Annotated in this window: 27 protein-coding genes and 1 pseudogene; 9 read left to right on the top strand and 19 right to left on the bottom strand. The window is 44.4% G+C overall.

The features are described 5' to 3' along the window. Window positions 1–26: 26 nt before the first annotated feature. The 3 genes from KIK04_RS17725 to KIK04_RS17715 form a co-directional block, all read right to left on the bottom strand. On the bottom strand, window positions 27–554 hold the full coding sequence (locus KIK04_RS17725; protein ID WP_232274926.1) for a TetR/AcrR family transcriptional regulator: 528 nt from the start codon (window positions 552–554) through the stop codon (window positions 27–29). A gap of 248 nt (window positions 555–802) precedes the next feature. Beyond that, complete coding sequence (gene pckA / locus KIK04_RS17720) at window positions 803–2,383, bottom strand: phosphoenolpyruvate carboxykinase (ATP) (protein ID WP_232274925.1); 1,581 nt, start codon at window positions 2,381–2,383, stop codon at window positions 803–805. A gap of 33 nt (window positions 2,384–2,416) precedes the next feature. Further along, entirely contained in the window at window positions 2,417–2,593 is a 177-nt protein-coding gene (locus KIK04_RS17715) for a GapA-binding peptide SR1P (RefSeq protein ID WP_232274924.1), read from the bottom strand. A gap of 485 nt (window positions 2,594–3,078) precedes the next feature. On the opposite strand from KIK04_RS17715, the gene KIK04_RS17710 reads away from it, so the two are divergent. Beyond that, the gene (locus KIK04_RS17710; protein WP_232274923.1) at window positions 3,079–4,152 is read left to right on the top strand and encodes an LCP family protein; all 1,074 of its coding nucleotides are present in this window, start codon (window positions 3,079–3,081) and stop codon (window positions 4,150–4,152) included. 78 nt (window positions 4,153–4,230) lie between these two features. Here the strand turns inward: KIK04_RS17710 and KIK04_RS17705 are convergent, their stop codons facing one another. Next, window positions 4,231–5,160: a hypothetical protein gene (locus tag KIK04_RS17705; protein ID WP_232274922.1), complete on the bottom strand. Its 930-nt coding sequence runs from the start codon at window positions 5,158–5,160 to the stop codon at window positions 4,231–4,233. 205 nt (window positions 5,161–5,365) lie between these two features. Beyond that, a complete protein-coding gene (locus KIK04_RS17700; protein WP_232274921.1) occupies window positions 5,366–5,950 on the bottom strand; it encodes a flavin reductase family protein in 585 nt (194 codons plus the stop codon). A 159-nt stretch (window positions 5,951–6,109) separates the two neighbouring features. On the opposite strand from KIK04_RS17700, the gene KIK04_RS17695 reads away from it, so the two are divergent. The 3 genes from KIK04_RS17695 to KIK04_RS17685 all read left to right on the top strand — a co-directional run bounded on the left by KIK04_RS17695 (window position 6,110) and on the right by KIK04_RS17685 (window position 8,489). After that, on the top strand, window positions 6,110–6,442 hold the full coding sequence (locus KIK04_RS17695) for a winged helix-turn-helix transcriptional regulator (RefSeq protein ID WP_232274920.1): 333 nt from the start codon (window positions 6,110–6,112) through the stop codon (window positions 6,440–6,442). 270 nt (window positions 6,443–6,712) lie between these two features. Beyond that, entirely contained in the window at window positions 6,713–7,246 is a 534-nt protein-coding gene (locus tag KIK04_RS17690; protein ID WP_232274919.1) for a pyridoxamine 5'-phosphate oxidase family protein, read from the top strand. Window positions 7,247–7,262: 16 nt separating this feature from the next. Further along, the gene (locus KIK04_RS17685) at window positions 7,263–8,489 is read left to right on the top strand and encodes a benzoate/H(+) symporter BenE family transporter (protein WP_232278797.1); all 1,227 of its coding nucleotides are present in this window, start codon (window positions 7,263–7,265) and stop codon (window positions 8,487–8,489) included. A 62-nt stretch (window positions 8,490–8,551) separates the two neighbouring features. Here KIK04_RS17685 and pdxR read toward each other — a convergent pair whose 3' ends face one another. Together pdxR and KIK04_RS17675 are read right to left on the bottom strand one after the other, a co-directional pair. After that, window positions 8,552–9,982 carry a MocR-like pyridoxine biosynthesis transcription factor PdxR gene (pdxR, locus tag KIK04_RS17680; protein ID WP_232274918.1) on the bottom strand — a complete coding sequence of 477 codons (1,431 nt, stop codon included), beginning with the start codon at window positions 9,980–9,982 and terminating at the stop codon, window positions 8,552–8,554. Window positions 9,983–10,372: 390 nt separating this feature from the next. After that, on the bottom strand, window positions 10,373–11,197 hold the full coding sequence (locus KIK04_RS17675; RefSeq protein ID WP_232274917.1) for an NmrA family NAD(P)-binding protein: 825 nt from the start codon (window positions 11,195–11,197) through the stop codon (window positions 10,373–10,375). Between the two features lie 543 nt (window positions 11,198–11,740). Here KIK04_RS17675 and KIK04_RS17670 point away from each other — a divergent pair. Then, complete coding sequence (locus KIK04_RS17670; RefSeq protein ID WP_232278796.1) at window positions 11,741–12,184, top strand: cupin domain-containing protein; 444 nt, start codon at window positions 11,741–11,743, stop codon at window positions 12,182–12,184. A 171-nt stretch (window positions 12,185–12,355) separates the two neighbouring features. On the opposite strand, the gene KIK04_RS17665 is transcribed toward KIK04_RS17670, so the two are convergent. Then, on the bottom strand, window positions 12,356–12,922 hold the full coding sequence (locus KIK04_RS17665) for a serine hydrolase domain-containing protein (RefSeq protein ID WP_332329978.1): 567 nt from the start codon (window positions 12,920–12,922) through the stop codon (window positions 12,356–12,358). A gap of 499 nt (window positions 12,923–13,421) precedes the next feature. Here KIK04_RS17665 and KIK04_RS17660 point away from each other — a divergent pair, with 499 nt between their 5' ends. Further along, window positions 13,422–14,072, top strand: a complete 651-nt coding sequence (locus KIK04_RS17660; RefSeq protein ID WP_232274916.1) for a transcriptional regulator — start codon at window positions 13,422–13,424, stop codon at window positions 14,070–14,072. Window positions 14,073–14,513: 441 nt separating this feature from the next. Here KIK04_RS17660 and KIK04_RS17655 read toward each other — a convergent pair whose 3' ends face one another. Together KIK04_RS17655 and KIK04_RS17650 are read right to left on the bottom strand one after the other, a co-directional pair. Further along, window positions 14,514–15,959, bottom strand: coding sequence for a PH domain-containing protein (locus KIK04_RS17655; protein ID WP_232274915.1), 1,446 nt, complete (start codon window positions 15,957–15,959; stop codon window positions 14,514–14,516). Then, the gene (locus KIK04_RS17650) at window positions 15,946–16,425 is read right to left on the bottom strand and encodes a PH domain-containing protein (RefSeq protein WP_232274914.1); all 480 of its coding nucleotides are present in this window, start codon (window positions 16,423–16,425) and stop codon (window positions 15,946–15,948) included. The genes KIK04_RS17655 and KIK04_RS17650 overlap by 14 nt, the downstream gene beginning before the upstream one ends. 88 nt (window positions 16,426–16,513) lie before the next feature. On the opposite strand from KIK04_RS17650, the gene KIK04_RS17645 reads away from it, so the two are divergent. Further along, complete coding sequence (locus KIK04_RS17645; RefSeq protein ID WP_232274913.1) at window positions 16,514–17,113, top strand: TetR/AcrR family transcriptional regulator; 600 nt, start codon at window positions 16,514–16,516, stop codon at window positions 17,111–17,113. Window positions 17,114–17,369: 256 nt separating this feature from the next. On the opposite strand, the gene KIK04_RS17640 is transcribed toward KIK04_RS17645, so the two are convergent. Next, complete coding sequence (locus tag KIK04_RS17640) at window positions 17,370–18,770, bottom strand: MDR family MFS transporter (protein ID WP_232274912.1); 1,401 nt, start codon at window positions 18,768–18,770, stop codon at window positions 17,370–17,372. 182 nt (window positions 18,771–18,952) lie between these two features. Between KIK04_RS17640 and KIK04_RS17635 the strand changes: the two genes are divergently transcribed. Then, window positions 18,953–19,564 carry a TetR/AcrR family transcriptional regulator gene (locus tag KIK04_RS17635; protein WP_232274911.1) on the top strand — a complete coding sequence of 204 codons (612 nt, stop codon included), beginning with the start codon at window positions 18,953–18,955 and terminating at the stop codon, window positions 19,562–19,564. A 188-nt stretch (window positions 19,565–19,752) separates the two neighbouring features. Here KIK04_RS17635 and KIK04_RS24320 read toward each other — a convergent pair whose 3' ends face one another. The 8 genes and pseudogenes from KIK04_RS24320 to KIK04_RS17600 all read right to left on the bottom strand — a co-directional run bounded on the left by KIK04_RS24320 (window position 19,753) and on the right by KIK04_RS17600 (window position 25,516). Continuing rightward, window positions 19,753–20,058, bottom strand: a complete 306-nt coding sequence (locus tag KIK04_RS24320; protein ID WP_332329977.1) for a sensor histidine kinase — start codon at window positions 20,056–20,058, stop codon at window positions 19,753–19,755. 190 nt (window positions 20,059–20,248) lie between these two features. Beyond that, entirely contained in the window at window positions 20,249–20,617 is a 369-nt protein-coding gene (locus KIK04_RS17630) for a DUF4180 domain-containing protein (protein WP_232274910.1), read from the bottom strand. Window positions 20,618–20,629: 12 nt separating this feature from the next. Next, a pseudogene (locus tag KIK04_RS17625) lies at window positions 20,630–21,190 on the bottom strand (TetR/AcrR family transcriptional regulator); the annotation flags it as partial. Window positions 21,191–21,272: 82 nt separating this feature from the next. Continuing rightward, window positions 21,273–21,416: a hypothetical protein gene (locus KIK04_RS17620; RefSeq protein WP_232274909.1), complete on the bottom strand. Its 144-nt coding sequence runs from the start codon at window positions 21,414–21,416 to the stop codon at window positions 21,273–21,275. A 459-nt stretch (window positions 21,417–21,875) separates the two neighbouring features. Next, a complete protein-coding gene (deoD, locus tag KIK04_RS17615; RefSeq protein WP_232274908.1) occupies window positions 21,876–22,583 on the bottom strand; it encodes a purine-nucleoside phosphorylase in 708 nt (235 codons plus the stop codon). Window positions 22,584–22,745: 162 nt separating this feature from the next. Then, entirely contained in the window at window positions 22,746–23,408 is a 663-nt protein-coding gene (gene pnuC, locus KIK04_RS17610) for a nicotinamide riboside transporter PnuC (protein ID WP_232274907.1), read from the bottom strand. Window positions 23,409–23,546: 138 nt separating this feature from the next. Next, window positions 23,547–24,224: a Crp/Fnr family transcriptional regulator gene (locus KIK04_RS17605; protein WP_232274906.1), complete on the bottom strand. Its 678-nt coding sequence runs from the start codon at window positions 24,222–24,224 to the stop codon at window positions 23,547–23,549. A 797-nt stretch (window positions 24,225–25,021) separates the two neighbouring features. Then, complete coding sequence (locus KIK04_RS17600) at window positions 25,022–25,516, bottom strand: hypothetical protein (protein WP_232274905.1); 495 nt, start codon at window positions 25,514–25,516, stop codon at window positions 25,022–25,024. A 190-nt stretch (window positions 25,517–25,706) separates the two neighbouring features. On the opposite strand from KIK04_RS17600, the gene KIK04_RS17595 reads away from it, so the two are divergent. Beyond that, window positions 25,707–26,558, top strand: coding sequence for a lipase family protein (locus tag KIK04_RS17595; RefSeq protein WP_232274904.1), 852 nt, complete (start codon window positions 25,707–25,709; stop codon window positions 26,556–26,558). The last annotated feature ends 9 nt before the right edge of the window (window positions 26,559–26,567 follow it).

Below are 26,567 nucleotides of genomic sequence, written 5' to 3'. Positions count from 1 at the left end.
ATTCCAGAAAGATCAAAAAAATTTGTTTATAGCATTTCAATAACTGTGTTCATCATGTCATAAATAATTTTTTTATCCGTTTTCACCTTTGATACTACATTGATACTATGATTAAGGTTAAGTAATAGGTGTGACAGAGCCTTAATATCTTTATTGGAGTCGATTTCTCCCGTCTGCTGTCCTTTGCTTAAAAGGTCATCAAAGGCCTGTTCCAATTCCTCGAAACTGTCTCGTATCAATTTGCGTAGTTGTTCATCCGGCGAATCCAAGCCCAGCGCTGCGTTTGTAATCAAGCATCCTTTAGGCAAATCCTCATCAAAAGCGGAAGTAATATGCTGATCAAAATACTGCCGGATTCCAACTTTCGCAGACGACGCACTTACCAAGAGATTTCTTTTTTTCTGTCTTATTTTTTTATAATGTTGCACGGCTTCAACATATAGCGTCTGTTTGTCTACAAAAGTTTCGTACAAACTTGATCTGCTTAATTCCATTGCTTTTAATAGATCTGGAATGCTTGTCGCTTCGTAACCTTGTTCCCAAAAAACTAACATTGCCTTATGAATGACGTGCTCCTTGTTAAACTCTTTAGACCGTCCGATACTATCCCCTCCTTATGTGTAGAAGCAGCATAACATTTCAGGAACGATCAGTCCAGTTTTTCGTGATTCCAATCGAGTACCATTCTATACACAACAAAAAAACGGCATTTCTGCCGTTTTTCACGATTATAAGCAACCTAGGAGGAGCATAATCCCAACACCTTCGCTGCCAGCAAGATGCTCTCTCCATACGTCAGCTCTTACAGCTGCGGACCAGCAAGCTTAATTGCGTCCGAAACTCCGTTGAATTTTTCGAAATTTTGTTTAAAAAGGTTCGCAAGCTGCTGCGCTTTACGATCATAATCCTCTTGATCTACCCACACATTTCGCGGATCAAGCAGATCACTAGGAACATCCGCAACCGCGCTCGGAGTATGCACACCAAACACAGGATGAGGCACGAACGACGCCTCCTCAATACTTCCATCAATGATCGCCGTAATCATCGCTCTTGTGTACGACAAATTCATGCGCTTGCCGATCCCGTACGGGCCGCCGCTCCACCCCGTATTCACCAAATACACGCGCGCGTTGTGCTTCGTTATTTTGTCACCGAGCATTTCCGCATACACATCCGGTCTCAGTGGTAAAAATGGAGCCCCGAAGCATGATGAGAACGTTGCCTCAGGCTCCGTAACACCCCGCTCCGTACCCGCTAACTTAGACGTATAGCCGGACAGAAAATGATACATCGCCTGCTCCTTCGTCAGCTTGGACACAGGAGGCAGCACGCCATAAGCATCCGCAGTCAAAAAGATAATAACGTTCGGGTGCCCACCAACGCCCGGGATAACCGAATCTTGAATATATTCAATCGGGTAAGCAGCCCTTGTATTTTCGGTCAACACATTGCTGTTGTAGTCTGCATCGCCTGTTATTTCATTGATAGACACATTTTCCAGCACAGAGCCGAAACGAATCGCGTTCCATATTTGCGGCTCTTTTTCCTGCGTCAGCCCGATGCATTTCGCATAGCATCCACCTTCGAAGTTAAATACACCGTTGTCAGACCAGCCATGCTCGTCATCCCCAATTAACCTGCGGTTCGGGTCTGCCGACAACGTCGTCTTGCCTGTTCCCGATAAACCAAAAAACAATGCCGTATCCCCAGCCGCTCCGATATTCGCCGAGCAATGCATCGGCATGACGCCGCGAAATGGAAGCAAATAGTTCAGCACGCTGAAGATCGATTTCTTCATCTCGCCCGCATAATGAGTTCCGCCGATCAACACCGTCTTTTTTTCAAATGAAATCGCTATGAATGTCTCCGAGTTCGTGCCATCTATAGCTGGATCCGCTTTCAAGCCAGGCATCGCAATAACCGTGAATTCGGCTTCATGAGACTGCAATTCAGCCGCAGTAGGACGAATAAATAACTGATGCACAAATAAATTTTGCCATGCATATTCGTTAATAATTCGGATCGGCAAACGATAGTCATGGTCTGCTCCTGCATAACCGTCGAACACGAATAGTTTGCGGTTCTCCATATAATTCATCATCTTGTCGTAAAGCGAATCAAATTGTTCAGGAGTAAGCGCCTGATTCACCGCTCCCCAAGCAACGTGATTTGTCGTGTGGGAATCCCTCACGATGAATTTATCCTTAGGAGAACGCCCTGTAAACTTGCCCGTCTTAACTTGCAATGCGCCTGCCGAAGTAAGGTAGCCCTCTCCATGGTGCAGAGCGGACTCAACAAGCTTCACAACCGGCAGGTTTCTTTGAAATGCTGTTACATTTAAATCGGCAATTTGTCTGTTTACCTTGTTATTCGTAATCACGGTTATTCCTCCTATACCTGCCTCATCTTCGTGTTAATCTGTGTAAGCTTGTATTGGTGAAGCAATGCTGCTGTGCATTTGGCGGCACTCCTGTTGATCGCATACGCCATAAATAGTAGCCGTGCGATTCGTATCTAATGTGTCCACTTGAGAGTTACAATGCTTGCAAATGATGACACCCATATTGATGGTTTGGTTGGAATTATTCATGCTTCATTCATCCTCTCTTGTACTAGGCTAATTAAGTTCATTAAGGTAAATAAGGTAACTACTTATCTCGGCTTACATATCGCCATTGGTGTGACTCACCCTACATATTCGTTGTGCGGATTCTTATGTTGTTTATGATGCTGAGATGAACGAATGATTCATTTGTGCTCATCCACCCACTCAAGTATGTGTTTTATATTCAATTACTACGTCATTAATGTACAACATTTATAAATAATACGCAATATATAATAGCACATTTGTTTCATTTATTTGTTTATTGCGTTATTTTGAAACCCGTCACAAGTAATTCATCCCCTTAAAATGAAAAAACACGACCCGTTGGATCGTGCGCAGTGGTTCATGATGTGTGTTACTCGACTTTTAGGAAGCGTTCTCTTTCCATTTCACCCACGATATATTACCATAGTAATTCAAGTGGAAATTTTTTCTTATCCACTCAATACATAACCGGAGGGCGAGACATGGAACAACAAGACGCTACATCGTTAACAAGTGTACATCCAAAAAAGAAGAACTATTATCGCATATTTGCCTATGTGGCTTTAGCTTTTGTTCTCATAGGAAGTATTGCTTTCGTATATAGAAAAGAGCTTGGACTCGTATTGTTTGACTTATTTGTAGCTAAGCCTGTTAAAGAAGTCATGAATGATTCTTATGTAGCTGTTGGTACCGAAGTGTATTCACCACCGCCAAGCACAACTACGTCTTACGATCCTTTTTCCATCTTACTGCTCGGCGTAGATCCAAGAGGCAACGAACGCGGACGTTCAGATTCCATTATTTTTACAGTTATTCGACCAGATGATAATAAATTGTTACTCGTCTCTATCCCGCGGGATTCTTATGTCGACATTATTGGCAAAGACAAAAAAACGAAAATTAATGCCGCACATTCTTATGGCGGCCCCAAAATGAGTATCGATACCGTCGAACATTTGCTAAAGAATAAGATTAACTATTACGCGACGGTTAATTTTAACGGCTTGAAAGACTTCGTCAATGCATTAGGTGGAGTAAAATTACCAATTACCAAGCTGATCGAGAACAAGCATCCGTACCATGATAAGCTTCGAATAGAACCTAATAAGCCAATTTATGATGGCCAAGAAGCGCTCAGCTACGTTCGATACCGTGAAGATTCCGATGAGAATCGAACGATGAGGCAGCGCATTTTTCTAAATTCTGTTATGGATGAGTTACTCACCTTTAAAAATCTTTCGAATATTCCTGCATTACTGAAAATTGGCGGGGCAAACTTTACGACGAATATGAGCTCTGATTTCATTGTATCGGTAGCAAAAGATTTTTATATGAAGAACTCCTTGCCTACGATAAGCAGCTACATGTTACACGGAACAGGCGTGCGCACCGATGCTTGGTATTATGAAATTGACGCGGACGATTTGGAGTATACGCAAAAATTGATTGCGAATTGGTTAGATCCGAATATGGTTGCAAGCCAATTGATTGATCCTGCGTTAGGCAACAATAAAGATAAAGACAGAGGTAGAGATAAAGACAGTAGACCGATGTGATTGGACGAATCCACCTTATGAAACAAAGAGAGTATATATCCTGTTACGGGATATATACTCTCTTCTCATGTATAACCACTATTTGTAAGCCTTCTCTTCACTCAGTAACAATTCAAGTTCGCTATCTTCCAGTTGAAGCTTCGCGATAAGCTCACTTCTTTCTTGCATCATCTCATTACACTGAAGATTATAGTAATCTTCTCCCATTAACTCAATGTGATCTTTTTGCTCGTCGATCCATGATTTAAGTTCCCTATCCATTCGCACAAGCTCGATGTGGAACTCATTAAAGTCGGTAATTCCCTTATCTCTTAGCTCTAGTTTAATTTTATTCCTAGTAAATAATTGGTACTTATCCCTCAGGAAAATATACGGCTCATATCCATAAAACTTACCGAATTCAGAATCATAATTGTACAGATCATTTTTATTAGTTATTCTGAATATTTCAAACATCTTTTTTTCTATGCTATCGTGTATCTCGCGCAGGTGACTTATATGGGTCGCATCATTCATTTGGGAGAATAAATCAAGAATATAGTCACCAATCGTATATTCCAAATGTATTTGATCTTTCACAAACACAATTTCAGCTTCTATAATAGAGTTACGCTTGTTCCCCATCTGATAACGAATTAAGCCATACTTGTAAGCCTTATATCTTCTATCGTAACCAGTAGAAAAAGCGATGGTGTACTCGTTATTTAGGAAATGAACACTACAACTTACGTTGTTAACTGTACTTACCCCTGTACTTGATGCTAACTTCTGATTCGTTACGTAATTTACCATACCCTCAAGAACGATAAAATCCCTTTCCAAGCTACCAATATGCTCCATTAATAACTCTTTATAGTCAGCAATTGGCTTAGCACTTTGAGCTGCATACTTATCCTGATTATCAGCTACAAAATGAAGCATTTCATCACAAACAGGAATTTTAATCTTCTCAAGCTGAAAATTCAGATCCTTGCTTTTAAATCGTTTTATAGGGTTCATCCACAGCATAATAGCCCTCCTTATCACTGCACAACTTCCTATGTGCACTCCTACTTAATTAATTCTCCGTTTGGTATCACTGTCCTTTATTAGTAATATAAATTCATTCAATCGTTGAAAAATAGAATAGAACTACCAAATACTCATACAACAGATGCTGCAAACAATGATTAGCTTAACCATCTTTCTGTCCAATTGAAAATGATGGCGTAATTCAAGCAAAATCTCCTGCTAAGCTTGCAAGCGGCTTCCATTCATCGATAGCCACTTTGTAGTTGCCTGCATAGGCAGCCGCGTCTATTTGGGCACGTACAACGGTTCCAAGAATAATATGATCTTCACCTACTGGAATAATCCGATCTAACTTCAGTTCAAAAGCGATCGGCGCCTCAAGCACCGCCGGAACTCCCACAAGTCCACAAGGCTGCGGTGTAACTCCTGCAAGCTCAAACTCGTTAAACTCCGGCTCGACACTAGCAGCTGAACGCAGCATCGCTTCTCCAAGCGGTTCGGACACCATATTAATAACGTACTCCCCCACCTCACGTATATTTCTCAGCGTATCCTTTACCCCACCCTCACGCTCATCGACGCCTGGTCCAATTGAAATCATCAATGTTGGCGGGTTGCGGGAGGCCACCGTAAAAAAGCTGAATGGCGCCAAATTAAGCACCCCCTCCTTACTTTTTGACGACACCCACGCAATCGGTCTTGGCACAACCGAACCAATCATTAACTTATACATTTCCTCCACGCTCAAGTCGCTCGTATTAAATGTGAATCCATCTGGCTTCGGCATATATTCATCAACCTTTCATTCCATTTGCTCAGGGGAAATAGGAGTGCCATAATATAATTTTGCAGCTATTCATCCGATATTCGTAAGTATAAACCTGAACATATAAAAAGAAAGTACGCACTTCTATAGTAGATACTTACCAAAAGGAGAGTAACTTCTATGATTGAAGAAAGCAAAAATGCTGACGCACAAGCCAAACTAACTCCATTTGACTACACCTTATCTTTAATCGGCGGAAAATGGAGAATGAAAATCATGTATCAATTAGCTTCCGGACAAGTCATGCGTTACGGCGAATTAAAACGGCAGCTTCCTGCGATTACTCATAAGATGTTAAGTTTTCAATTAAAGGATCTAGAGTCTTGTGGCATTGTCAAAAGAGAAGAATTCCCGCAAGTTCCTCCGAAGGTGGAATACTCGCTAACGCCAAGAGGCAGGTCGTTAATGCCGATATTAGAGGGAATGTGCAGGTGGGGAGTGGAAAATCAATAGCTTTTCTAATATCTAAAATTATTTGGTCGCGATCCGTGTTATAAGGAATGTTAGACTTGCTGTCTTGATAGCAGCTTTTAAGATGAGAGAGAGGCTCCTTTTACGATTGGCAATTCTACTCTTTACTTCATTGCTAGTCAAAGGTCTTATTGCAGTGGACTGGTGCGAAAAAAATATGGACTGCTCGATTAGCGTATTTATGGATGTACTCATTCACTCCAATAATTGCTATACTGACGAACATAATTCAGTATGTAGGAGTGATTGAGCATGGATATGGTTCGTTACAAGATAAGAGAAGTATTAGATCGTGACAAAATGGATGCCTTCCTGTGTAAAGCGCGAATTGGTCATCTCGGCATGGTTGATGGTCAGTTGCCGTATGTGGTTCCGCTGAATTTTGTGTGGACAAAGGAGAAGCTTTATTTTCATGGAGCCACGGGCGGGAGACGCAATCAGGTCATGAGTGCGAATCCAGAGGTTTGTTTTACGGTGTGTGAAGAATATGGAACCATTACCGATCCAGTACCCGCTAAGACGGACACTGCCTATATGAGTGTTATGATTTTTGGCAAGGCCGAGCTTATCGTTGATCTGGACGAAGCTACATATGTGTTGCAGGAAATGCTCCACAAATATGTGCCTGGTTATTATAACCGCCCGTTGTCCAAGCAGCATGTAGACAAATACAGATCCGCTGTATTCAATGGCCCTGTTCAGGTATACCGAATTGACCCCCGTCATATTACGGCGAAAGCAAATCCGATCGAGGAAGGAAAAATGTACGCACATCAGAACGACTAGGAGAATGCATATGAATATGAATACAACATCATCCTCGCTGCGTGGCCGAGATTTGATATCTCCCACCATAGCTGCTTTCATATCTGTCATAGTCAACTACGGTGGGACGTTTATTCTCGTATTTCAGGCAGCAAAAATAGCGGGTTTGAGTCCTGAAATGACCGCTTCATGGGTATTGTCGATTTCAGTTGGTGTGGGGATAACGGGTATTTGGCTAAGCTATCGCTACCGCGAACCAATTATTACGGCTTGGTCAACACCAGGTGTAGCTTTTCTCGTGTCAGCATTAGCAGTAACCCCCTATGCTGAAGTGATTGGCGCTTACATCATCTCTGCTTTAGGGTTTATTATTCTAGGGATATCGGGAATGTTCGAGCGTTTCGTCCGGCTTATTCCTTCAGGCATTGCTTCTGGTCTACTGGCAGGTATTTTATTGCAGTTTGGTATTTCAGCCTTCGGTGGTGCGGAAGTTGACCCTATGCTTGTCATTGTCCTGTTTGTTGCTTACGTACTTTTAAGAAGGTTTACGTCCCGCTATGCTATCGTCGGTATATTAGTAATCGGCCTTATTTACTTGATTAGTGTGGAAAATGTAGATTTCAGTACTATCAAATTGGCAATCGCTTCACCGATATTTGTCGTACCGGAGTTTACGTTACATACTTTATTGAGCGTCGCATTGCCGCTGTTTATCATTACTTTGACGGGGCAATATATGCCTGGAATGCTAGTGTTGCGAAATGATGGCTTTAACACGAGCGCAAATCCGATTTTGACCGTAACGGGTTTGGGCTCACTTCTTGCAGCGCCATTCGGCGCGCATGCTTTTAATGTAGCAGCCATTACTGCGGCGATTTGTACAGGTAAAGATGCGCACGAGGATTCATCAAAGCGTTATATTGCTGGAATTGCCTGTGGAATTTTTTACGTTATTGTCGGCCTATTTGGGGTGACGCTGGCTGCTCTGTTTCTGATTCTTCCCGCCACCTTCATCGCGACGTTAGCGGGATTGGCATTGCTCGGAACAATTGGCAGCAGCCTTGCCAACGCTTTAACTGATCCCAAGGGCCGCGAGACAGCTTTGATTACTTTTTTAGCAACGGCTGCAAATGTTACCTTACTTGGTGTTGGCGGTGCATTCTGGGGTCTTGTTGCAGGTGTGGCCGCGCATATTGTGATGCATGGACAATTTCGCCGGACACCATGCAAGATGAGCGGAATACAACAAGCTGAACAGAAATAATAAGAGGCATGAAAATGACTGCAAGTACAGATCGGCGCTAATGAGAGACGGAGATGCTCGAATTATAAAAGCATCTCCGCAAGTCGGTGAATACCTGTTTCTATTGCTGACTCATCTACTTTAGCAAAGCCCAATACCCACCCTTTTCGATTACTTTGCAAACAATAATTACTAAGCGGGTATATACGTATTCCCTTGCCTAGCGCTTCGTTCGTAACGGCTTCTTCGTCAAACGAACTTTCAGCTTCAAGGAACATGTGCAGCCCCGTTTCTACGCCGCTTAGTTTGAAACGTTCTCCGAGGCCAGTTGAACTGATAGCTTTCGTCATCGCTTCGTGTCTGCGCCGATATACGTTTCTGACTCTTCTCATATGGCGCATGAAATGCCCATGTTCAATAAAGTGAGTAAGCGTCAATTGCTCCATAATGGGAAGGTGCCGATAGGTGAGTTCATGGACTTGAGCGAGCTGGCGGATGGCTGTTTTTGGTCCAATGATTGCCGATATTCGTATACCAGGAGCAACCATTTTTGAAAAACTCATCATATACAATATGTTCTGAGATTGCTGGCTGAACAACGTGGGTAACGGGTCGCCACGATATCGAAACTCGCTATCGTAGTCGTCTTCAACAATCCAAAATTGATGTTGAGCGGCCATATGTAACAATTGTTGCCTGCGGGGTTCCGGCATGATCACCCCAACTGCGCACTGATGTGAAGGCGTAACATAGACAAGTTTGGATTGAGGATGAATGCGGTCTACCTGTAAACCGCAATCGTCTACAGGGACAGGAACAACATTCATCCGCCGATATTTCATGGCCATCCACGCGGCGGGGAAGCCGGGATCTTCAACAGAAACCGTTTCACCTTCGTTTAATAGTGCTTGGGCGATCAAATCAAGGCTATGTTGTGCGCCCGAAGTCAACATAATTTGATCGATATGCACGTGGATACCTCGCTCAAGTGACAGATAACGTTGAATCTGTTCGCGTAGCGGAACGAAACCATAGGCGTTGCCGTAAGCCCAACTGGCTAGGTCCGTTTCTTTGGAGGCTTGCAAAAAGGAGTGTCTCCATTTTTTTTGAAAATATTGATCCAAATATGGCTCGTGTGGGCTGAAATCGATCTCAATATCTCGGTATTCTTTGCCTCTAAACCAGCTCTGCAAATGGCTGACTGCATCGTTTAATAAAGGCAACTCAGGGGTGACAGGCCCTTGAAGTTTAACATCCTCTGCAAAGCTTGCTCTGCAGGTCCAATCACTTACCCTTGTTCCCCCGCGTCTGGAAGTAACGGTGTAGCCACGACTGAATAATTCCTCATACACAATCTGTATCGTTGAGCGGGAGACACCAACCAGTGGTGCGAGCTCACGGGAAGGCAGTAGCAATTCGCCTGGTGGCCATTTTCCGGTTGTAATATTATGAATAGCTTGGTCAAGCAGTTGTTGCCATATTGGGCGTTTGTCACCACGGTTAATTTTTAGCATCCATTTCACCTCTAGTTGTATTCGGATTGAAATATGGATTGCTTTAATTACATCTTATATTACTTCTTATGTATGTTTGATAACATACCATTAATTGATATACTACATGGTACTAGTTGGCCAAGCAACATGGGGTGACTGGTCAAGTTGCCTTGAACTTATTGCAATATGGTGAGATGCTTTTTGCGTAACCTAATAAATACGCTCAGTCAGGAATTACTGGCTGAGCGTATACAGTAAATGACTTGCATGAAAGACCTTGCCGTCTAGCATGATTCCCCTCAAATATCTTGGATCAGCTTCTAACGGTTTAACTCGCTTATCTTACTAAAGATAGTGTGTTTCTAAGTTTCTCTTCCCCTACCACTAATGCCTATTCCACATAACGCCCTACGTTTGTCCAAGAAAACAATGTGCATGCTCCTCCGCCCATTCCGCAAATGTTTGTGCCGGTTGTCCGATAACTTCCTCTACAGTTGAAACTACCGTATAAGCCATCTTAGGCGGATTGAGGTTCCAATCGATTACATATTCGATGACGTCCGCTTGGACGCCCATCTTTCTCATTTGCTCGCGTTCCTCGTCGATAGACACCTCTACAAAACGCAAATCACGTCCAATGGCCTCCCCAATGATACGCACCTTGTCTTGAACGGTTATGGCTTCAGGCCCAGTCAATAAATATTCCTTACCCGCATGCCCCTCTTCCGTTAATGCTACCGCAGCTACTCTACCGATATCTGCCTCATGAACAGAAGCGTTCAGCGCGCTCCCTAACATATCCCGTACCAATCCTTCACTCCGAATGGAATCCGCCCATTTTCGCGAGTTCCCCATAAATTCAACGGGTTGAAGGAATGTCCAATCCAAATTACTTGCTTCAACAGCTTGCTCAACGGCACCCTTCTCACCGCTCCATAACACCGTAACCTTCCGAACTCCAGCCTTTGTAGCGAGCTCCACGATCTCCGGCCCCGTTTGCAAAGGAGTATATTGTGCCCCGGTCGTCATTAAATGCATACCGCTTACACCATCCAACGCCGCAGCAAGTGTACTTGGGTCGCTTAAATCACCTTCCACGACTTCCACACCTGCTGGAAGGTTCTCATGCAGGGCATTACGTGTCAAAGCCCGCACTTTTTGACCTCTTTGAAGAAGTTCATCCACAACACGCCGCCCAACCGTACCCGTCGCTCCCGTTACTAAAATCGTCATCTAGAACCATCCTCCCATTTTCCGCAATTTAATTTACCCGACGATCGGACACAAAGCCGCATTCATGATGCCACCACCGTCCGGATTTTCCACAACTGCCACCACAGAACGCCTAGGTTGATTTGCGTGCGTTCATGAACATCATCTCATGGTTTTTTATTTTTCGCATATATGACCAACAACAAAGGTGTTTTGTGACAACATAGTTCGTATTATTTTTTATTGGCCTTTAGATCGCGAGACCTAGCACCGTCTCACTTACGCTTAAGATTGTGGCCATTCAATATTTATAATTGTGATTTACGGGTGACCACAGCACGACGAACACCGTATATCGACGAATCACTTCTATCTGGGCGCATGAATACATTAATGCATCACCTACTCCAGAAAGGCGGGATTACGTCAATGACAGCCGACAACACTACTGCCGCGCTAAGCTCCCCTGCTTTGAATTTATCTTTTGACTTAAGAAAGGCACCCTTTTTCCAAAAAAATGCCCAGAATTTCATTCTGCAGCAATTCGCAGCTCAGTTGCCCGTAATGCAAAACTTAGGCCTGCTCGACATTTATTTAAGTAAAGGCAATAGTGTCGAGGCGCATTGGCATCCCAACGCAGCAGAGCTCGTGTATGTCATCCAAGGAGAAGCTGTCGTCTCGATTCTAAATCCGTTTACGTTGCAAATCCTGACTTACCGCGTCAAGCCGCCGCAAACCGTATACATCCCAATGGGCTGGTGGCATTGGGAAATTGCGCTGACGGATCACGTTCACTTGCTCGCTATTTTTGATAACCATGCTGCGCAAACGGTGTTCGGGTCTGATGTGCTGCGCAAGACGCCACCTGAAGTGTTCCAACTCATCTATGGCGTTAATGCCGCCCAGCTTGCGGAGGTGCTTAAGCCTATTAACCAGACGGTCATTATAGGGCCGCCGAATTCCAATCCGCTGCAATGGCAAATGAGCCCGCAAAATCAGTACGGATAATTGTTCGATGCATACGATACATACGATACATTCGATGCGTTTGATGCGTTCGATATGTTGGGTATGTTCGATATGTTGGGTATGTTCGATTAGCTCGTTTGATCGCACACAAAAGGCCGAGAATCCCTGTTTACGATGTTCTCGGCCTTGATTCTTTTCACAGATTCTTTTTCACAGGAAGTCGTTTGAGCGCTCAGCACACTTGGCTAACTTACGCAGCACGTTCCAAAAGATAACATTCATGCTTTTAGCTTGATAAGCTGTTTGATTGAAGCTCCCCATTAAGTACACATCCATATTTGGAACATACAACATAAATGAACCACTCGCACCGAGATGCCCCCAGCCGATATATTTACGAGCGAAAGGAAGAAAACGCATCCTCATCAATCCATACCCATAATCCACGCCTATCCACATGTTGTTCCATTGGTGCATGATGTCCAAGATGTCATTGCGAACAAGCTGTTTGTTAACGAGCGCTTTCATAAAAATCAGGAGATCTTCTGACGTACATACGGTTTGCCCACCAGCATAAAAGCTGCTAAAGCTGCGATAGTCGTCTATTTTAATTTTCAAATCATCCATATATAAATGGGCTGTGGGGTAATCGCTCTGAATGGCTGGATTGGAATACTGGGATAAAAATGATTGGTTCATGCGCAGGAGAGCAAATATGTAGTCATGAAGCACTTCATGGTATGGCTGTGATGTGATATTTTCAATGATGAGGCCCACAAGTTGTAGCCCGTATCCGTATAATGAACTTTTTTCCCAGGTGGAAAGCGGGGGCTTAAGTTCTCTTTAGACCACTGTATCGTTTCTTCAGGTGTCCACGAGCGTGAGGGGTCTGCGAGTATTTTTTCTAATATAGGCTTGCCCTCGCCCTGCTTCGGTTTATCCGTAAAAAAGTCGGGTATGCCTGAGGTATTGTTTAAGAGATGCTTGATTTGAATGTCAAAGGGTTAGATTCGTTTCCTTGTTAGACATCGTTTAAATGTATTCATTCATGATTACGATGAAATTTGCATACTGCTTGTTCTGCTTGTCCTGCTTGTTCTGAGCGATCTACAGACGGTATAATTAACTTCATAAAGGTCGTGAAGAACACGCCGCTTCTGTGCAATGGCTATCCTGATTCCGTATCAGGGGGAATTGTGCGGGGGCGGCTTTTTTCTTCTAAGATTAAGATCATAGTGAGGTTTATTTTAAAATTATGAAAGAGAGGGCGAGCATTATGACACCATTTGAGAATGACTACGAGGAGTGGTTACAGGAGAATATCGCTAAGGAAAACAATTCGCGAAGACGAGAACTACTTACTAAGGGACTAGGCCATGGAACTGTCGAGTTTCTTCGAACAATTTGGTACCCTGCTGTCGGTAATCTGAATCATTTGTTTCCAGAGTGGGAGGTGCGTGACTTCAATAATGGGTGCCGATATTTGGATTTGGCATACATGCCTGGTGGTGCTAAGGGCTGCATCGAGATACACGGCTATCGCTCCCATGCCAGAGATATTGAAGTTAGCCGCTTCAAAGACTTGTGTATGAAACAGGCCTTGCTTGCGCTTGATGACTGGTTATTCTTTCCGATTGCATATCGATCTATAAAAGACGATCCCGGAGTCTGCAAGCAGTTAGTACTCTCCTTCGCAGGAAAATTTCTAGCAACGTCTGCTGCGACGGGCCTACCTTGGTCTGAAGCTGAAACTTTGCGATTTGCTCGCAGACGCATGAGCCCCTTTGTACCAAGAGAGCTTGCTAATCATCTCTTGCTCTCAGAGAATCGGACTCGAACGATTCTTCGATCGTTAGTGAACAAAAATCTACTTGTTGTTGCAAGCGGCAAGCAGCGATACCGCACCTATCGGTTGGCGGTCAGCTGAGATTCGCTGTTCCACTACCGTTGTGTGGAGGTGCGACTGTCTGGATGTGTGGCTGTCTGGATGTGCGACTGTCTGGATGTGTGGATGTGCCTCTGTGCGGCTGTGCCTCCACTACTAACGGTCGCCACAGTTGTTATTTCAGCAGATTAGATGCAATTAGAAATGTAACGGTTATAGTAGCGCTTATTATCGTGCAAATTGCTGGATTTCTAATGAAATCGGAGTAATAAGCTCACTCACAACCGTTAGAAATTAAAACCATGTACATCTGGCGAAATAACCACTGTGGTAACCGTTATGAAATATCTTTACGGCCAGTCGCCCGGCCGACCGAGCGTGCGAAACCAGCAAACCAAGCAAACCAGCAAACCAAGGGGTTCTTCCCCCATGGATCAAGAAATTCTTCCTGCATGAACTACGGGGGGAAGATGCCCCCTCCTTTCACCCCTCTAAAAAATGCGCGACTTCGCTTACTCTCGAATGCGGAGCATGACGGATCGCAAATACAGCTGGTTCCCTCCCGCCAGCAACCGCTATTTTTAAAGTGGCATGGCCTCTTCTCGCTTGCAATGCCGTCTGAGATATCCGATGCCACTGCATCCGCTTCTTCGGAATCAGCACCCGCCGCAGCGAAAAACCACCGTAACGGATGGCAAGCTGACCATCTTGTACCGACCATGCCGCTTGCCTATACCGAAGCTCGCCCCAAAGGGCTGCCACCACAGGCAGCACAAGCGTTAACCATCCATAGTAGCCAGGAAGCCATATCATGCCTGGAACCACGATGAACAAACAAAGTGATATCGGTAGCAACATAAAATGGCTTCTTGCTGATGGCTCTGGTCGTCCATGCCACTGCACCGGCAACTCAAAGCCCGGCACAAAACTTTTCAAAAATCCGTCCAGTTTGGATATTTTCAGGAGCGGATAAAGAATGATGGAACTCGTGTCGCTCTCCTTTTTTCCGGCTATTACGATATAGACGCTCACTAAGCCGAACGGCCTGCGAAACATATTTCCCACCACCTTCACCGCCTGAATGCGCTGGAGGGAAATCGTGACCGTTTTTTTATCCAGCAATCCTCTGCGAATAATAAGGTTATCGTCGCTTCGTTCCAGCTCATAATTGAAATCCATAAGAATCGTAAATATGACAGCGATCAGCCATGCAGCAGCCATTAACAGGAGTGGAAACCATACAAACCACAGCGAACCAAATCCCTCGATAATGAATTTCCAAATATCAAACACAGCTCTAACATCATCAAAGCGGGCGACAATAGCCCCGAACACCGCTAACACAATGCCTATACGAACAGAGCTAACGCTATAATTCAGTAGATCGCCGAGCGCCAGCGAGATGTGACTCTGCGTGTCAGTCGAGCGGGCTTGGCTTCTCTCTAGAGGGGATAATGTGAGTGCCGCGCGGATTCGTTCGGCTTCAGCTCTGCTGATTGAACTGAGTTCCTCAACCGAATCGCCAGCTCCCGCGGTACTGATGTTGAGACTCACTAAACCAAACGGGCGCTGATACATTCTGACGGTCAAATCGAGCGACAACACCCGCTCCTTAGCCATCCATGTTTTTTTTCGAAACCAGACGCCTTGCTCTATGTATAATCTGCCCTGCTCCAAGACGTATTTGTAACGATACCAGCGTATCCAGCCGAAAACGAAGATAAGCAAAAACACAAAACTACCAGCCAACACGGAGACGGCTACCCAACTGACGTTATCCCCATAAATCAGGGAGGCGAGAAATACGAGCAGCGGGACAAGCGGCAGAGCATGTAGTGATTCCTTGAGCGTCTTAGCCGCAAAAAAAAGCAGGGATACGGGGTGGAGCCGTTTGGCTGTGTCCGAGATACTAGGATTAGAGATCTTCATCCGAAACCTCCGCATAGGCCATAACTTGCCGCTGAACCTGTTCAGCCGTCTGTACCGTAAGCGCTGGAATCTGGTGACTTCCAGCTGCGGTTGAAATCGTAATGGACGCTAAACCATAACGGCGCAGCAACGGCCCTTGCTTCATATCAACATGTTGAACGCGTACCATCGGAATCATCGTACGCTTCCACAGCCAAATGCCGTGATGCAACTCTATCGATTGTTCTTGGATAGCATAAGACCAGCGATTGTAGCGGCGTATTGGAATAATAACGACTAAAATAAGGACCGAGAGCAAGCTCAAGATTAGCACAGACGAAAATATCCAAAGTGGCCAATGAAACATTAACGACAATAGTAACAAGGCAGCTAAAATAAGAATGGATGGCGAAAGGATAATCATCGCTGTCAGCCTCCACACCATAAGCGCATTCTTGTCGATTTTCCCTGCAAGCTCTTCACGCAATGCGGAACAACTCCCCTTCCAAAATTTTGAACTCTCGAGCCAATATAGCACGGTGTGCTAAATAAATCAAGTGTGGTATAATGAAGACATGCCAAAAATCGTAAACCATGACACTCAAAGAGAAATGATTGCTGAAGTTGCCTGGAAAATTGTTAGTCGGGACGGTGTGGAAGCGGCGAGTGTACGCAATATTGCGAAGGAAGCCGGGTTGTCCATGGGCTCCATGCGCCATTATTTTCCCAGCCAAGCGGATCTGTACATCTATCTCATGGAACTCGTAAGCAGCAAGGCAGGGAAGCGCATTCAAGCGATGATCGCTTCCACATCCACTCCTACTATGCAGCAACTTATCCATCTTACAATGCAACTGCTGCCCATTCATAACGAAACAAGACTAGAAATGGAGGTATGGCTTTGGTATAACGCCAAAGCAGTGAGTACGCCCGCATTAAAACCGCTGAACGCCAAAATCTATGAAGAAACCTATCTATTGATCAAGTTGGTCATCGATGCGCTTATTCACTTGAAGTTGGCTAAGAAAGGGATCGATCCCCATTATGAAATGGATCGGCTTTATGCCCTAGTGGACGGATTGGCCCTTCATTGTTTCATGCATCCTAGTGAGGCTTCCGAGGAGAAAATAGCATCCATTTTGACTCGTCATTTAGAGGAATTGTGTGAGTCGTGATCGAGCTTTGCTTGTCAGATTCCCACCTAGGGGTATTTCAGTCTTCCGTACCCCTAGGTGGGAAAATTCAGTTCAGTTCACCGCCTTTTTTCGATATCAGTTCCGTATTTCTGAAATAATGATAAAAATCTTATACACCCACTCTTCTTAAAAAAGGGCTGTAATAATTCCATTTTCATTCTAAGATAAGCCTTTTCTGCTGCTTCATTCTCGTTATCCAGAAATTCACCTCCTCTATTAGTTCCTTTCATCTGCCCTATCTTTTCGAAGTTTGAATCAGCCGTGTATTTCCGATGAAGAGGCAGGCGATCAGACTGATGCCCGCAAATACAGCACTCAGCAAAAAAATCTGAGACAGCGCATGACTTAATTCCACCTTGTCCACATTTACACCCGTCTGCAGTTCCCGACTTAGCAGACTGCCGAGCACACTTACCCCGATCGTTCCACCCATGGAACGAAAAAATTGGGATGACGAAGTAGCGACACCCCGATGATGCCAATCGACCGCGTTCACAGCTGCCATCCCCAGCGTCGGATATACTGCTCCCATTCCGAGACCGGTGATGACCATATACGCGATCACTTGCGTTTTCGACGTATCGACGGTCATTAGTCCCAGCAGGATAAGCCCCACGAGCATAAACAGTAAGCTACATGCCAGAATCGTACGATAGGTAAAGCGATTCATAAACCGCCCGCTCATCGTAGACGTCACTACCGTCGATAGCATAAGCGGCGTCACAATATACCCCGTGATCGAAGGGCTAACACCGATAATTTCCTGAACGTACAGCGGAATATAGGTGATAGTACTGAACATGGCCGCGCTCACAAAAAAACCGGCGAAATTGCCGCAAGCTATCGTGCGTAACCGAAATAGATGCAACGGGATGATCGGTTCCTTCGTCACCGTTTCGATCCATATGAACAAGCCGACAAGGACACCACCCGTGGCAAACAAACCTATAATCGGAGCAGAACCCCATGCATAGCTTAGGCCGCCCATTACTAGGGCAAGAAGCACAGACACGATCCCTCCGGTCAAAGTAATCGCTCCGAGCCAATCGATGGTAAGCTTCTCATCGTTTCTCCGATTTTCTTGCAACACCGTCGCCATAACGATTAATGCGATCATACCGATAGGCAGATTTATAAGGAAAATCCATCTCCACTGACCATAATCCGTCAAAATTCCACCGAGCGTCGGCCCCAAAATACTAGAGATTGCAAAAACGGCACCGAACAATCCCATGAACTTTCCTCTACGTTCCGGAGGAAAAATGTCGGCTACGATGGTGAAGGCAATAGGCATAAGGGCTCCCGCTCCCAATCCCTGAATCCCCCTAAATAAAATGAGTTGCTCCATCGTTCCGGCCATTCCACAAAGTAATGAACCTGCTAAAAAAAGCGATAGCCCGATCACATACATCCGCCGCCGTCCATATAAATCGGCTAGCTTCCCGTAGATGGGCATAGTCGCTGTGGAAGCCAGCATATAGATCGCAAACACCCAACTATAAAGGGAACCTCCTCCTAATCCTTTTACAATGGACGGCATGGCAGTAGAAACAATAGTCTGATCTAATGATGATAAAATCAAACCCATCAGCAATCCCGTTGTAATTAATCCTACTTTTGGCTGTTTACTCGACATTTCCAATCACTCCTCCTAGCACACTATTCAGCACAGTGTTGCAAATGCAATGCTGTGTTGTTTAGAATAAAAGGGATGGGAAATGTAGGCAACCGTCAATTTTGTAGCAAAAGTTGCTTAACCGACAATACGGTTATCGGTGTCGAATATAAAATACTTGTTAGACAAAGGAGCTACCTATAATGCCATCTACGGTCAACAAACCGCTTGATCCGCGTATCAAACGAACCCTACTGGTGATCAGAGATGCACTGATTTCGTTAATGGACGAGAAGGGCTTCGCTCCTATATCCGTTCGCGATCTTACGGCGCGGGCACAAATTAACCGCGCTACCTTCTATCTCCATTACCAAGACAAATATGATCTCTTGGACAAAGTCGTCAGCGAAATGCTGCAAGAATTCCACACCACGATTCAGCTCCCGCCCGCTTTCGAAGCCGAAGATTTTTGCATGGATTCGGATATCCCGCCGCATTCGTTCATTCTCCAGCTCGAACATATCGCTGCCAATGCTTCATTTTATAAAGTCATGCTTGGCGTAAATGGATTGCCTGGCTTTGCGGGACGAATGGAACAAGCCATTAGTACTGCTTTGTATCATCGCTCCGCTTTAGCTCAGCCTCGCGATGAGCAGCTGAAGGTTCCGCGTGAAATGATTATCCGTTACACGACCTCCGCACATCTCGGCATTATTATGCAATGGTTGGAGAACGATTTAATATATACGCCTAAATATATGGCCAAACAGTTGAAGCGTCTACATTTGCTGGGCCCTACTAATCTTTACAGTTAAGCACTTTTTTCTATACTACCTTTGCTGTAGCCCGAAGATACCAATTCCCCATTTTAATGTAATAAAAATAAAGGACTATCTCTCAAGATCTTAGACCTTAAGCAGATAGCCCTTTGAGTTATTATTTGATGGAACCTAGGGGGATCGAGCCCCGTTCCGTCTTTAACTGAACTGTCACCACGTATAAATCATTCAAAAATATATTCCTTGATTTGTTCACTAACGCCAATTCCATTATCTCCGATCCACAGAATGACATTTCCTTCTTTTTGTTCACATGATACATATAGCACAGTTCCTGCTTGATTATATCGCAGTGTATTACTAATTAAGTTTGTGATGACACGGGCGACGCTGATACTTTTGATAGTGAACCAGTCCCGCTTACTAATCCGGACACTACGATAAAAGTCAATATAATAGCTATCCCACGGTGAAATTTTCGAAACATACTCATACGGTGCTCTCTCCTCTGTTTCATTTCTCAGCAACATCAGAATATACGAGCAAACTTAATCCAGATTGTATACCATCTTAATGTAATGTGAAATATGCGGTCGCCCCCATTGAGGCTCTCCCCAAATCAAAAAAACGCAACCCTCATCAGGTTGCGTTGGATGTGTACTGTTGTGGAACCTAATGTTCCTCACTACGCATGCCTTTTATCGCCCTCTCGATCATCGCCTACTTCAACAAGCTTAACTTTTCAATCGCCTGTTGTTCCGTCGGCAAGAAAAAGATATCCTTTCCGTTATTACACTCATAGATGAAATCTCGCAAGCTTTTACTGGAGTACGCCGTGAAATCTCCTACAATCGCAACCTTCACATGATAATTGATGAACTTTTGCAGGATTTCGCCTGCAAGGCGCGTTTTCAAATCGAAAAAGCTTTCATTGAGCACCGATTTATGCAGCACAAATCGATCGCAGTCTGTTTCATATCGAACGGTTGCCATCAGATCCAATGCTGACTGAACATCCTCTATTAATATCTCGCTGCTGCTCACGACTGCAATATTTGCTCCGCCTGTTTCTACTTTCTGTATATTCATAAACATCCTCCTTTAATTGGCCGTAAATCTGCGCACATAATCTTCACAAATGGTTCGATTATCTTCGCCATTTACTGGCGGTATATTCGCTACCCTAAAAAAGCTTAGACCTACAACCATCGCCAGTAGCCCATATGCAGCGTTTCGCGAATCTTCTACACACATTTGCCCCAGCTTGTTACCGTAATCAAAAATCTTGGCTATCCCGTGGAGTTCAGCCAAATAGCTCTTAGATACAACTTCCTGCAAATGAGGATTCAACATCGCTTTTGAGAAAAATTGTAGAAAGAGCTTGCCTGAATCCTTATAAGGAATAAACATCTGTTCAATTCCATCCAATTGCGATACATTGATGCTCTATACCGTGTCCTCACGGTATGGCGGTAGGATATGTTTCAGCGTAAGGTCAATCATTTCCCCTGGTGTCATTGTAAGTTCAAATTCTGATTGTAACTTTAGACCATAGTAGGCCATGAACGCCTTGAAGGCTTCGATCGTCAAATTATCCTTATTCTTAAAATAATAAATGACGACTCCCTTTGAGCAGTCCGCATGCTCGGCAACCTTATCCACTTTTTTATACTGACTAGTCAGAATAAAAAAATTGTATTCCATGTTTTGCCACAATGTCAATGAAGCTTCACTATAGTCTCATCTACTCAATTTGTCGGTTGCTGCAGGCAGTAGGCAGCGATATCACACTTATTGGTTGGCGGTCAGCTGATCCGCTGAACTGCTGATCTGCTGATCTGCTGATCTGCTGATCTGCTGTTCCTGTTTCAACTCTAACGGTTGCCACAGTTGTTATTTGCGTGGATTTGAAGCAATTTGAAGTTTAACGGTTCTGGTAGCGCTTATTTTAATGAAAAAGGCTGGATTTCTAATGAAATCAGGGAAATAAGCTTACCAGCAACCGTTAGAAATCGAAGCCAAGTAAATTTGGCGAAATAGCACCTGTGGTAACCGTTATGAAATAACGTTGAGCACGTTTACGTGCACGTCTGCGTCAGTTGTAGCAGGGCATTACTAGTTGCTGTTGCAGACGCAGACGCAACTGCAGACGCGTCTGCATGCTCCGTGATAGAATACGCGTCACCATGCTCATGCGTAGTCGTTTGATACCATTTTCCGAGCCTTGATGTGGTTAGACATCAGACATTCCGACATCTTCGTTGTTCCATCCCTTGTACACATCCTCCAAACACGAAAAAAACACAACCCTCTGGATCGTGTTTTCCCCTATTATCTACTATGGCCTTTACAACGTAATAGCTGTCTCTAGTCCCAATTGGATCATGTCATGAAGAGACGTCTCACGCTCCTCAGGAGTAATGGTCTGATCCGTCAACATATGATCCGTAACCGTAAGAATGGACAACGCTCGGGCGTTGTATTTGGCAGCGACCATATACAATGCGGCTGTCTCATTATCGCACGCTAATACTTGATACTGAGCCAACTTCTCATACATAGGTGCATTGCCATCATAAAAATGATCCTCCGTCTGGACAAGTCCAGCCCTCACTGGTAAGTTCAACTTCTCCCCCATATCATACGCTGCCCTCAACAGTCCAAAGTTAGCCGCCGGTGCGTAGGAGAAATTCTCGAATTCATGTTTGAACATCGCCGAGCTTGTGGACACTGCTGTACCTAGTACAAGATCCATATGCTTGACTTCAGGATGATATGAACCACTTGATCCGATTCGAATCAAGTTCTTCACCCCGTAGTCATTAACCAACTCGGTCGCATAAATCGACATCGACGGCATGCCCATTCCCGTTCCTTGAACCGAAATGCGCTTGCCTTTATATGTCCCCGTGTACCCAAGGATACCGCGGATACGGTTATAGCAGACGGCATCCTCCAAATAGTGTTCCGCAATATATTTCGCACGCATCGGATCGCCGGGAAGCAGTATCGCCTCGGCAATGTCGCCTACTTTTGCTTCAATATGAAAACTCATAATGTAATCCTCCATATAATGTTGCCTTTGTTGCTTTTGTTTCCTCTGTTGCCTCGGTTGGTTATCCTAACCTTATGCTTGTCCTAACCTGAATCTTGCAACTTGCTCGGATCTACTTTAGAAGCCTTAGAAGTCTTGTAAGTCTTGTAAGTCTTGTAAGTCTTAGAAGCCTGTACCCGTTGCACCTTCACGCTCTTGGTTTGCTTCATGATGTTGCTTCCATTCGATTAAGCCGTCGATGCACAAGATCAAGTTGATAACGGCCAACATAATCAGCACATACAAGCCAGAGTAGAAATACACCACGATAGAAATTCCGTTCATCAAAATCCACAAATGCCAGTTCTCCAAAATCTTTTTACTCAACAAGTACTGCGCTGCGAGGCCAATGACCGCGATTAACGCATCCAGATAAGGATTGCTCGCATCCGTAAACTTCACTTGAATGTATGACCAGATCCCCCATGATGCCAAAATAACACTGGTCCAGATCAAATAGCCCTTTGCCGACAAACGAATCGTTGGCGTAACATCTTCTTCACCTTTATTTTTCATCCAATAGTACCAACCATAAATGTTAAAGAGCAACTGCAACGCCGCCAGAACGACCATCGCGTATAGACCTGAGTTAAAGTAAATGTACATAAAGCACACAACTGCGATTCCGCCAAATAGGAAATTGATAACTTTTTGTCTTGCTAACAACCATACGTTGATAACGCCCACGACAGAAGCAAATATTTCAATGTACGAAGAACCTAGATAAATGCCCGCCCCTAAACTGATAGCACAAGCAATAATAACGAACAAAGGATGTTTAATCATGTGCTGCAACCTCCTGTAATAGTCTGACCTGATGCTAACCATTGCAACTCACATTCAATCGCCCAATTCCCGTAAGCACGGAAAATGATAAGGCTTTCATTTTTTCAAGTGGACAACTCCATTGATACTATCTTGCCGTTAAGAGCGGCTGTTTCGCTCTTCCAACTGCAATTGCATGGGGTCCAAAATCATAATCTCATGCTTATTCAAATCAATAATGCGCTGTTTTTTTAGCTCCGACAAAATACGATTGATGCTTCGAGGAGTCACAGCAAATTGTCTGCTAAGCTGCTGCTTATCGATCTGAATCACGATTCCATCTGCCCGCTTCTGTCCATGAGGCACGCAACGGAGCAAATAACTGCACACCCTGTCATGCAGCGGATACAGATTATTGTCCCCCTCCTTCTTCAGAATGTCATACTGAAGCTTTAAGATGCTGCGAATAAAATACTCGTTAAAGTTGCGGTCCAACTGCAGCCATTTCAAAAAATGCTCGCGTTTCAGACCCATCAACTTCACATCCGTAACCGCTTCCACGTTACTGATAAAAGGAAGGCGGTCCACGATCTCCAACTCGCCAATCATATCCCCTTTGTGATAAGTAGACTGCACATATTTCTTGCCGTTCTCCCCAATAACGCTAATGTCAGCGACTCCTTCAACCAAAATGTAAAAGTTGTCCTGAACATCCCCTTGAGAGAACATGACCGTGCCGGCCTCGAACTTGGTCAGCTTCCATTCACGCAAGATTTCGTAGGGGCACTGCTTCATCATCGTATAAATTTTGTCGTGTTGTTCCATGTAGTTGATCATTTGCTGCATCCCCACCTTGGCTCACCTCAAGTATATATTTTCGATGTCTTTCACGTATAGGACACGGGTCCGTCTATTCCTATTAAAACAAGGCATCTCAGCCGCTATTTCGCCTTCATTCGGGACATTTGTCTTTTGACTTCAATAATCGCAATTGTTCCCCTACCATCCGCTAATTTAATCCGCTCGTCAACATCGTTTTAATAAAAAGTCATTGGTATATTTTGCTCACGAACTTCCCCTTGAATACAAACCGAAAGACCAACCAGTGGTTCATATCGATTTCGGCGATGTCCGCACAAGCAAATTCACCTTTTCCTTGTCCTTTTCCTTTTCCTCGTCCTCTTCCAACGTACGCAAAAAAACATGCCTTTCGGCATGTTCAGCTTGTCGAGAAACCTTTGTTTGTTAAGACAAGGGTTTCTCTTCATTGAGATAACGGCAAGCAGCTTCGCACTAATCGATTGGTAGTCAGCCGATCCTTTGTGCCCTGACCGTTGGTAGTCAGTCGATCCCTTGTGCCCTAACCGTTGGTGGTCAGCTGACCACCAACATCTGATTCACTGTGTCTCCTCTCCTAACGGTCGCCACAGTTGTTATTTCAGCGAAAATGAACCCATTCAACATGTAACGGTTATGATGGCGCTTATTATGATGAAAACAGCTGGATGTTGAATGAAATTGGAGCAATAAGCTCACCTATAACCGTTAGAAATCAAAACGAGGCAAATCTGGCGATTTAGCCCCTATGACAACCGTTAAGAACTGTTGCGGCCTTTATCAACTGGAGCGCAGCCTTAAATGTAACGAATCTTATATTTACCGTTTAGTTCCGCTACAATAACCCATCCCGCTGGAATCGGAGAAGCGTGCACTACCCATATTTCCGTACCTGAGGCAGCTCCTGCCACGTTCACAATCTTATATTTGTACGGTGTTTCAAAAGTTATAACCCAGCCTGCTGGAATCGGGGAAATGTGCAAAACCCATAGTTCTACCCCCGAGGCAGCTCCTGCTGCGTTTAAAATCTTAAACTTATCCCGTGTTTCATAGGTAATCACCCAGCCTGCTGGAACAGGAGACGTTTTCAGTATCCACATTTCTGTCCCATAACTTAAGCTGCCTACATGATCAGTACCAAGCAAATTTGTAGTGAATGCTGAAGGTTGTGCCTTATTGTGTGAAGTAAGAACAGGATCAGATTGTGCCACCGCTGGCGCAGATATGGATAACATGGATAGTAATACAAGTAATAAAGCTGAACAAATCACAGTCATAAACCCTTTTTTCACAGAATCATCCTCCTCTCCGCTTTCAATATATGCAAATACACTGCATCGATATGATCCCCTAGCAAAACATTCATTCGGTTGGAAGAACGATCCCTGATTCGAAATAATATGCACACGCCCATGGCATTTCAACATTTTGCTCATATCATACGTATAGCATATTAGCCCTAACGTATAGGGGGAACATGAGATGAATATTTCTGGAGCTGGAGCTGGAGCTGGAACCGGAGCCAACAGTTCGACTAATAAAAATGCAATCTTTCTCGCAGCCATGAGCTATCAAGCGTATCAGTTGTTTTTTAATAACAAGGTAGTGTTGCCAAAAGGCTTTAAACTACGCTCCATCATCCGCGCCTTAGTCAATGTAGAGAACCCGACAGAAGAAGTATTCGGCTTCATTGCCGAATCCAAACAGAAAATTATTATTGCGTTTAGAGGGTACGCAGCATACCCTGCGGACCTTCTTGCAGGATACGACATCCTACAAGTACCCTATCCTTTTGTCGAAAACGCGGGCAACACCCATCGGGGATTTACTTGCCTTTACCAATCTACGCGAGACAAAATCATCCGTGTGCTCAACAAGCTCCCTGCAACCAAACAATTGTACATTACCGGTCATAACTACGGTGGCGCGGTAGCAACACTAGCTGCGCTAGATATCGCAGTGAATACGAAGTTCCAGCAACCTATTGTCTATACGTATGGCAGCCTACGAACTGGAGACCCTGTTTTTGCAGCCCGCTTCAACCATGTCGTAAAAAAGAGCGTGCGCGTCTTCAATATCCATGACAGCAATCCTACTTTCCCAGCAGTGTTGTACCCTCCTCCTTTTACCAAACAAGGATTGAGATATGAGCATGTAAAAAAGAAATATCCTCTATCTTTCCAGCTCAACAGCACGCCTCGCAATGATGGAATTGCCTGCTATTTTAAATTCCTCAGCAAAAAGAATCCTGCTTATGCGAAAGCACTTTGCCAATCGAACCCTGGTTTTTGTCCATGCACGAAAATGTGTGTCCCGCTTCGAAAAACGTGCTAGTTCCACAGC

The sequence above is a fragment of the Paenibacillus sp. 481 genome, from assembly GCF_021223605.1.
Classification (GTDB): Bacteria; Bacillota; Bacilli; order Paenibacillales; family Paenibacillaceae; genus Paenibacillus_B.
This window is presented reverse-complemented; position numbering and strand designations above follow the sequence as displayed.

What these genes read in the sequence shown, in the direction of transcription:
- KIK04_RS24320 (WP_332329977.1), bottom strand. Translation starts at nt 20,058, where the DNA reads ATGTTGCTGAGAAATGAAACAGAGGAGAGAGCACCGTATGAGTATGTT.
- KIK04_RS17705 (WP_232274922.1), bottom strand. Translation starts at nt 5,160, where the DNA reads ATGCTGTGGATGAACCCTATAAAACGATTTAAAAGCAAGGATCTGAAT.
- KIK04_RS17635 (WP_232274911.1), top strand. Translation starts at nt 18,953, where the DNA reads ATGCCATCTACGGTCAACAAACCGCTTGATCCGCGTATCAAACGAACC.
- pnuC (WP_232274907.1), bottom strand. Translation starts at nt 23,408, where the DNA reads ATGATTAAACATCCTTTGTTCGTTATTATTGCTTGTGCTATCAGTTTA.
- KIK04_RS17670 (WP_232278796.1), top strand. Translation starts at nt 11,741, where the DNA reads ATGCAAAACTTAGGCCTGCTCGACATTTATTTAAGTAAAGGCAATAGT.
- KIK04_RS17715 (WP_232274924.1), bottom strand. Translation starts at nt 2,593, where the DNA reads ATGAATAATTCCAACCAAACCATCAATATGGGTGTCATCATTTGCAAG.
- KIK04_RS17685 (WP_232278797.1), top strand. Translation starts at nt 7,263, where the DNA reads ATGAATACAACATCATCCTCGCTGCGTGGCCGAGATTTGATATCTCCC.
- KIK04_RS17645 (WP_232274913.1), top strand. Translation starts at nt 16,514, where the DNA reads ATGCCAAAAATCGTAAACCATGACACTCAAAGAGAAATGATTGCTGAA.
- KIK04_RS17710 (WP_232274923.1), top strand. Translation starts at nt 3,079, where the DNA reads ATGGAACAACAAGACGCTACATCGTTAACAAGTGTACATCCAAAAAAG.
- KIK04_RS17640 (WP_232274912.1), bottom strand. Translation starts at nt 18,770, where the DNA reads ATGTCGAGTAAACAGCCAAAAGTAGGATTAATTACAACGGGATTGCTG.
- KIK04_RS17595 (WP_232274904.1), top strand. Translation starts at nt 25,707, where the DNA reads ATGAATATTTCTGGAGCTGGAGCTGGAGCTGGAACCGGAGCCAACAGT.
- KIK04_RS17630 (WP_232274910.1), bottom strand. Translation starts at nt 20,617, where the DNA reads ATGAATATACAGAAAGTAGAAACAGGCGGAGCAAATATTGCAGTCGTG.
- KIK04_RS17725 (WP_232274926.1), bottom strand. Translation starts at nt 554, where the DNA reads ATGTTAGTTTTTTGGGAACAAGGTTACGAAGCGACAAGCATTCCAGAT.
- pdxR (WP_232274918.1), bottom strand. Translation starts at nt 9,982, where the DNA reads ATGCTAAAAATTAACCGTGGTGACAAACGCCCAATATGGCAACAACTG.
- KIK04_RS17675 (WP_232274917.1), bottom strand. Translation starts at nt 11,197, where the DNA reads ATGACGATTTTAGTAACGGGAGCGACGGGTACGGTTGGGCGGCGTGTT.
- KIK04_RS17660 (WP_232274916.1), top strand. Translation starts at nt 13,422, where the DNA reads ATGACACCATTTGAGAATGACTACGAGGAGTGGTTACAGGAGAATATC.
- KIK04_RS17655 (WP_232274915.1), bottom strand. Translation starts at nt 15,959, where the DNA reads ATGAAGATCTCTAATCCTAGTATCTCGGACACAGCCAAACGGCTCCAC.
- deoD (WP_232274908.1), bottom strand. Translation starts at nt 22,583, where the DNA reads ATGAGTTTTCATATTGAAGCAAAAGTAGGCGACATTGCCGAGGCGATA.
- KIK04_RS17695 (WP_232274920.1), top strand. Translation starts at nt 6,110, where the DNA reads ATGATTGAAGAAAGCAAAAATGCTGACGCACAAGCCAAACTAACTCCA.
- KIK04_RS17700 (WP_232274921.1), bottom strand. Translation starts at nt 5,950, where the DNA reads ATGCCGAAGCCAGATGGATTCACATTTAATACGAGCGACTTGAGCGTG.
- KIK04_RS17605 (WP_232274906.1), bottom strand. Translation starts at nt 24,224, where the DNA reads ATGATCAACTACATGGAACAACACGACAAAATTTATACGATGATGAAG.
- KIK04_RS17690 (WP_232274919.1), top strand. Translation starts at nt 6,713, where the DNA reads ATGGATATGGTTCGTTACAAGATAAGAGAAGTATTAGATCGTGACAAA.